Genomic DNA, 6,339 nt, shown 5'->3' on the forward strand with positions numbered 1-6,339 from the left:
GTTGTGCACGCAGCCCCCAGTCAAGTCAAGTCAGGTCCGACAGGTACGCCAGTTATATCCAGCTTGGACTGGCCGTTGCGGTTGACACGCATGATGGTGGACACACCGCTCGACCCAGCGACTTGCCATTCGGCTGGATCAGTGCCGCGCGCTGCTTGAGATACGCTTTGTCCCGCATGGTGGACACGCCCTGGCCAGGCCGCGGAATGAAGTCGGTGTCGGCCACGTACTTGTCGCGGTCGGCATAGGCTAGGCGCTCGGCTTCGGACACCCGTTGCACCCCCATCACGCTCGGCACGCCGCCTTCGTTGGTGGGGTTGGTGGGGCCGTTATTTGGACAGCTCAAAGTTCTCCAGAGTGCCTAGCGACTGCGCGATGGCGATGCCGCCCGACGATGGCGGCGACATGGTGCAGATGTAGAAGCTGGCGCGGTAGATGATGCACACCGGCTCGCGCTTCCTGGCAGCGGAGGGCGCGGTCTCGTGGCCGTCATAGGCCACGACCTTTTTGCTCGCCGCGTCGTAATACATCACGAAGGGACTGCCGGCCAGCGTGCTGGACTGCGGCTATACCAGGTCCAGCAAGGCCTGAACGGCCACGGCGGCGTCGATGGCGGAGCCACCGGCCTTGAGCACATCACACCCGACCTTGGTGGCCAGCGGCGTGTTGGCCACCACCATGTACTTGCTCGACTGCTTGGCCTTGTTGCCCAGACAGTAGCCTGATGCGGCCTCGGGCACTGCCGGGTCGCGCACAACACCCGAGCCCACCACCACGGCAGAGCCAGAGCCGGAACTGGAGACCACCGAGCAGCTTTACGCGTTGTTGTCCACGGCCAGATCGGAGTCCGATCCGCTGCCGCAACCAGAGGGCGCCACCGAAAGGGCCACGCGCTATCGTCCGAGCAAAAAATATGCCGAAGCCACCGTTTTTCCATGCCGATTGCGCACAGCAGCCGTCACTTAGAGGCAGTGGCAAACCATCACCCCGAGACCACTGGCTGGGTTCAGCGTGCACCCATGCCACACAAAAAAACAAAAAAGTGCCTCTAGCGCTTATCTATCATGCACTAACAGCTATCCAAATATGAGTTTCAGAAAGACCCGCAGGCACCGGGCCTCTCTTGCCTAAACTCAGGCTACGCCCCTTCAAGGAGACCCGATGACCCCCGATTCATTTTCCGCCGCGCTCGAACAGGAAGGTTTCGAGCCCGCCATCACCATCACGCGCGAAGGCGGTAGCATGCTGGCCGACCACACCCACCCATTCGAAGCCAAGGCGCTGGTACTGGCGGGCGATATCCGCATCGTCACCGCCACGTTGGAGCGTGTGTACCAGCAGGGTGATGTGTTCCACCTGCAGGCCAACGAGCCACACTCGGAGTTCTACGGGCTGATGGGGGTGAGTTATCTGGTGGGGCGCAAGCCGTCGCCCTGAAGGCTGCGGGTGCGCCGATGCGACCTGCCACCCACCGTCTGGCGCACCGCGCGTATCGCCCGGCGCTACCGCTGGCAGCCGCACACTGGCCAAGCCTTGACACCCGGCGCCACCAAAAGCACCGCTGCATACACTCCAGCGCATTGCCACTGCGTGCACCCCGACATTCTCCATCCCAGCCCGCTGCGCTACTACCCCAACCTCCTGCCCCCGATGTAGACCACCATCGCCGTCACCATGGCCACCCTGGCGACCAACTGGGTCTGGGGATCTTGGTTCATCGAAGCCAAGGACACCGGTTTGGCCGTGCTGATGCTGTACAGCATCTTCGGGTGGCCACTGCTGCTGGCCATCAGCTACCTGATCCTGGGCTACGCGCTCAAACTTTGCGAAGGCTTTGTCGTGTTGCGCATGGCCATCGTGTTGGGCGTGATCGGGGCGGGCGTCGCCGTGTTTGGCGTGCCTGGCCCGTGGAACCTTCTCCTTTGCGCCACCCTCGCCTTGTCCGTGGGGCGCCAGGCCCCGGCGCACGGCGCAGGACGACGCCGACCTGGAGAGCCTGTAGATGACCGTCAAAGAGAAGCCGCCCAGTGGTCTGCTCGACAGTTTTTCTGCGCCGCTGTGGGCGCGGCTGGGGCTGACGGCCCTTCGGCCTGGGTGAATCGTCAAGAGCCACCACCGTGGCTATGACTGGATGGCCATCGAACTCGACCACGGCGGTACAGGCTTCCAGCAGGCGCGTGCCACGACCACTGTCTTTGTCGTGTGGCTGCCGCGCAAGTCCGCGCACTGGTACCTGCCAGGCCCCCGCATCACGTCCGAGAAGCAGGTGTGCGTGGACGACGCATGCGTTTACGCCGCAGCGCTGGTCCAGCAACCCCCTGTGCGCACCTGGACCCACTGGCTGGGCCTGGCCGTGGACGCAGCCGAGGAGGTGATCCGCACCGAAAGCATCCGCCGCAATGAAAACCCACAACAAAAAGCGCAGCGGGCAGATGAGGCCAGCTGGAACCCGACCGACATCCACCTGACATTGTTCTGCCTGGTAGCAATAGCAGTTTTCAGCTTTCTGAACGTCATGATGCTGGTCGAGGCGTACGGCGAATGGCAGCGCCACGGTGCCGTCCTCGTATGCCATCCAAAGACCGCCATCGGCACCTATTTGCAAGGCTGGAAGGCCGTGGGCTATGCCGCTTCGCTCGCAGCGCCCCTGTTGATAGCACTCAAGGCGCTGTACACCATGGTCACACGCGTGCACAGGCCGGGGTTTTTCTTACAGCTCAGTTTGGAAGGATTGGCCTGGGCAGGAGCGATGTATGGCTTGCACCACGCCCGGCAGACGCTGATTGACTCGGTGCAGCGGGCTTGCTAATACCAGTCAGGGTTGGCCGGGCAGCGCTTACGCCGGAACAAGCTACCCATGCAGCCCCAGCGGCAAGCCATCGGGCAGCGTGACGCTGGCGAGCGGCCCGGCGTTCACGGCCTGGGCGTCAAACATCGACAGCGTGGTGCGTTCGCTGGGCCAGTGGCGGGCGGTGCCCAGCACCCAGCCCGAGCCCTCAAGGGCGGTGGGGGTGGCAGGCACATGCACAGGCTCCTCTGTGATACTGCCCGCACCGTAGCGGTAGCGCCAACATATCTGCTCACCCTGCAGGGTGAGCACGATGTCAAAACCGTGCTCTTGGACATCCATGCAAGCCTGCAGCGGCACCCACTGGCCCCGCGCAGTCAGATAATAAGTCCCTGCCCGCCATTGATCGATGCCATGAACGCCACTGACGCCGCCCTACTCAATATCCTCATCAAAGACGGCAGGGCATCGTTTGCCGACATCGCGCGGCAACTGGGTATCTCGCGCGCCCATGCACGCACCCGCGTGCAATCCCTGGTCGACAGCGGCGTGATCGAGCTCTTCAGCGCCGTCATCAACCCCGAAAAGCTCGGCAAGGTGATTTCCACCTTTATTGACCTGCGGGTGGCGCCGGCCGCCATGGATACGCTGTCCCAGGAGCTGGCCGACTGCCCCGAGGTGGTCAGCCTGTACATCATGAGCGATCTGCAAAGCCTGCACATCCACACACTCACCAACACCTACGAAACCTTCGACCGTTTCGTGCGCGAGCGCATCTTCAATCGGCCCGAAATCCTGTCGGTCGATTGCAAAACCCTAATGACCCGCGTCAAACACCGGCGGGGCGGCGCCCGGCTCTGAGCCTCTGGGCAGGCGGCCTACTCCGAGACTTCTCGCCGCTATGCCTGCTTTCTGCTGAAAACGCCACTTTTTGCTGTTTTGAACCAGCTTGGTGCCTGCTGCACCGTATCAGTGCATACCCTGATCAGGAAGCTCCGGTCTGTACTCGGCGCACCTGCGGCCCGCATTTGGACGAAATGGACACAAACAGCTTACGAATAGTGCCAAATTGAATATTAGACGACCGTTTGTATCCACATAAAACGGGATGCGCTTGACATGTGAGCTTTTGAATCGCCCGCGTTGTTCTACTGACCGGCGAGTGCTTTCCATATAAATCAATCACTTAGCATCTAAGTCGGAGTTGGCACAAGCCTTGCTCAGTATGAAAAACCACTGAACAAATGGAAGCAAATTGTTATGCTTGCATCTCTCAGCGGTTAGACCCACCCGTCACCCTATGTTTGTTACACGCCCGATCGCCTTGTTGCCCTCACTCCTGATCCCTCGTCCGACCTCGCTTCGGCGCGTGGGTGGAGGCACGCGCTGATGGAAGCACTGACTCAAGGGCACAGCGTGGCGTGGCTGGCAGCGCTGGCCACCAGTCTGGTGCTGACCGGCTTGGTTGCCGGGGTGCTGGCTGGTCTGCTCGGTGTGGGCGGCGGTATCGTCATCGTGCCGGTGCTCTACCACGTGTTCACCCTGCTCGGGGTAGACGAGTCGGTGCGCATGCACGTAGCGGTGGGCACCTCGCTGGCCACCATCGTGCCCACCTCCATCATGTCGGCGCGTGCCCACCGCAAACGCGGCAGCCTCAACCCGGTCATCCTGCGCCGCCTTATCCCCGGCGTCATCGTGGGCGTGCTGATTGGCGCTGTGCTGTCGGGCCAGTTCAGCAGCCAGGTGCTCACGGCGGTGTTTGCCACTGTTGCCGTGCTGGTGGCGCTCAACATGGCGTTCAAGCGCGATGACTTCGCGGTCGGCGATGGCCTGCCCGGCGCGGCCGGCACCTCGGCGCTGGGCGTGTCGATCGGCGGCCTGTCCACCTTGATGGGCATTGGCGGCGGCACCCTGAGTGTGCCCCTGCTCAACGCCTTGCGCGTGCCCATGCATGTGGCTGTGGGCACCGGCGCAGCGCTGGGCATGGTGATCAGCCTGCCCGGTGCGGCGGCTTTCCTCTACAACGGGCTTGATGTGCCGCTGCGCCCGCCCGGCTCGCTGGGCTACATCAACCTGCTGGGCGTCGCGCTGATTGTGCCGGCCACCATGATCAGCACCGGCTGGGGCGCCAAGCTGGCCCACGTCATCAACGCACGCCGCCTGCGCCAGCTGTTTGCGCTGTTTCTGGCGCTGACCTCGGCACGCATGTTTTACGGTCTGCTGAGCTGAACGCCATGAGATACCTGTCCACCCGCTCCTCCACAAGAAAGACCGCCCCATGACCTGGTCAATCCTGGCCCGCGACGAACACGGCCACTTCGGTGTGGCCATCGCCAGCCGCTTTTTTGCGGTCGGATCTTTGTGTGTGCACAGCCGTCGGGCGGTGGGCGCGCTGTCTACCCAAGCGCTCATGAACCCGCTGTACGGCCCGGCCGGCATCGAAGCGATGGCGCGTGGCTACAGCGCTGCCGACACCCTCACGACCCTGCTGGCGGCCGACGAAGGCCGCGACCAGCGCCAGGTGCATGTGCTGCCGGCCAGCGGGCCGGGCGCGGCGCACACGGGTGCGGCCTGTGTGGACTGGTGTGGCCATCTGGTGCTGGACAACCTGAGCGTGGCCGGCAACATGCTGGCTGGCCCGCGTGTGATCGAGGCCACGGCCGAGGCCTACCTGGCCAGCGCTGGGCTGCCGATGGCCGAGCGCCTGCTGGCCGCACTTGACGCGGGGGAGGCCGCAGGCGGCGACAAACGCGGCAAGCAGTCGGCCGCACTGCGTGTGCAGCGCGACGAAGATTATTTGTCGCTCGACCTGCGGGTCGACGACCACGCCGAGCCTTTTATCGAGTTGCGCCGCCTGTACGACAAAAGTCAGGAGCGCGCGTTCCCGTTCATCGAATGCCTGCCCGGCCGTGGCCGGCCCAGTGGCACGATCGAGCGCCCGCTGATCGAAGCACACATTGAGCGTTTTCTCGCACAGCGGCAGAAGGGCCAGTCATGAGCGTGCTGCTTGAGGTCAGCGGTCTGCGCACCGAATTCGCCACCGACGACGGCCAGGTGGCCGTGCTCGAAGACGTGGGCTTCAGCGTCGAGGCCGGACGCACCCTCGCCATCGTGGGCGAGTCGGGCTGTGGCAAAAGCGTCACCTCTCTGTCCATCATGGGCCTGCTGCCCAAACCCCACGGCCGCATTGCGGCGGGCTCGATCCGCTTTGAAGGCCGCGAGCTGGTCAACCTGCCCGCGCGCGAAATGCAGGACCTGCGCGGCAACGGCATGGCCATGATTTTCCAAGAGCCCATGACCTCGCTCAACCCGGCTTTTACCGTGGGCGACCAGATCATGGAAGGCCTGGTGCGCCATCGCGGCCTGTCGCAAGCACAAGCGCGAGAGCGCGCCATCGAGATGCTGCGCAAGGTGCGTATCCCCGCGCCAGAACAGCGCATGCACGAGTTCCCGCACAAGCTCAGCGGCGGCATGCGACAGCGGGTCATGATTGCCATGAGTCTGGCCTGCGAGCCGCGCCTGCTGATTGCGGACGAGCCGACCACCGCGCT

General features: G+C 63.6%; 8 protein-coding genes and 1 pseudogene. 7 read left to right on the forward strand and 2 right to left on the reverse strand.

Going from position 1 to position 6,339, the window contains the following annotated elements; all coding sequences use genetic code 11:
• Positions 1-112: 112 nt before the first annotated feature.
• Positions 113-890 (reverse strand): annotated as a pseudogene (locus ISS20_RS11350) (gamma-glutamyltransferase); the annotation flags it as partial.
• A gap of 271 nt (positions 891-1,161) precedes the next feature.
• On the opposite strand from ISS20_RS11350, the gene ISS20_RS11355 reads away from it, so the two are divergent.
• The 3 genes from ISS20_RS11355 to ISS20_RS11365 all read left to right on the forward strand — a co-directional run bounded on the left by ISS20_RS11355 (position 1,162) and on the right by ISS20_RS11365 (position 2,809).
• Complete coding sequence (locus ISS20_RS11355) at positions 1,162-1,437, forward strand: cupin (protein WP_291436653.1); 276 nt, start codon at positions 1,162-1,164, stop codon at positions 1,435-1,437.
• A gap of 237 nt (positions 1,438-1,674) precedes the next feature.
• Complete coding sequence (locus ISS20_RS11360) at positions 1,675-2,127, forward strand: hypothetical protein (protein WP_291436655.1); 453 nt, start codon at positions 1,675-1,677, stop codon at positions 2,125-2,127.
• Between the two features lie 4 nt (positions 2,128-2,131).
• Positions 2,132-2,809 carry a hypothetical protein gene (locus ISS20_RS11365; protein ID WP_291436657.1) on the forward strand — a complete coding sequence of 226 codons (678 nt, stop codon included), beginning with the start codon at positions 2,132-2,134 and terminating at the stop codon, positions 2,807-2,809.
• 42 nt (positions 2,810-2,851) lie between these two features.
• Here ISS20_RS11365 and ISS20_RS11370 read toward each other — a convergent pair whose 3' ends face one another.
• Positions 2,852-3,130 (reverse strand): carotenoid oxygenase family protein, encoded by a 279-nt coding sequence (locus tag ISS20_RS11370; protein ID WP_291436659.1) that lies wholly within the window; start codon positions 3,128-3,130, stop codon positions 2,852-2,854.
• Between the two features lie 72 nt (positions 3,131-3,202).
• Between ISS20_RS11370 and ISS20_RS11375 the strand changes: the two genes are divergently transcribed.
• The 4 genes from ISS20_RS11375 to ISS20_RS11390 form a co-directional block, all read left to right on the forward strand.
• The gene (locus ISS20_RS11375; RefSeq protein WP_291436661.1) at positions 3,203-3,649 is read left to right on the forward strand and encodes an Lrp/AsnC family transcriptional regulator; all 447 of its coding nucleotides are present in this window, start codon (positions 3,203-3,205) and stop codon (positions 3,647-3,649) included.
• A gap of 528 nt (positions 3,650-4,177) precedes the next feature.
• Positions 4,178-5,017, forward strand: coding sequence for a sulfite exporter TauE/SafE family protein (locus tag ISS20_RS11380; protein WP_291436663.1), 840 nt, complete (start codon positions 4,178-4,180; stop codon positions 5,015-5,017).
• A gap of 49 nt (positions 5,018-5,066) precedes the next feature.
• Complete coding sequence (locus ISS20_RS11385) at positions 5,067-5,786, forward strand: DUF1028 domain-containing protein (RefSeq protein WP_291436665.1); 720 nt, start codon at positions 5,067-5,069, stop codon at positions 5,784-5,786.
• On the forward strand, positions 5,783-6,339 hold a 557-nt coding region (locus ISS20_RS11390; RefSeq protein ID WP_291436667.1), incomplete at its 3' end, for an ABC transporter ATP-binding protein. The genes ISS20_RS11385 and ISS20_RS11390, both read left to right, overlap by 4 nt.

The organism is Acidovorax sp. (genome assembly GCF_016783915.1).
Classification (GTDB): domain Bacteria; phylum Pseudomonadota; class Gammaproteobacteria; order Burkholderiales; family Burkholderiaceae_C; genus Acidovorax.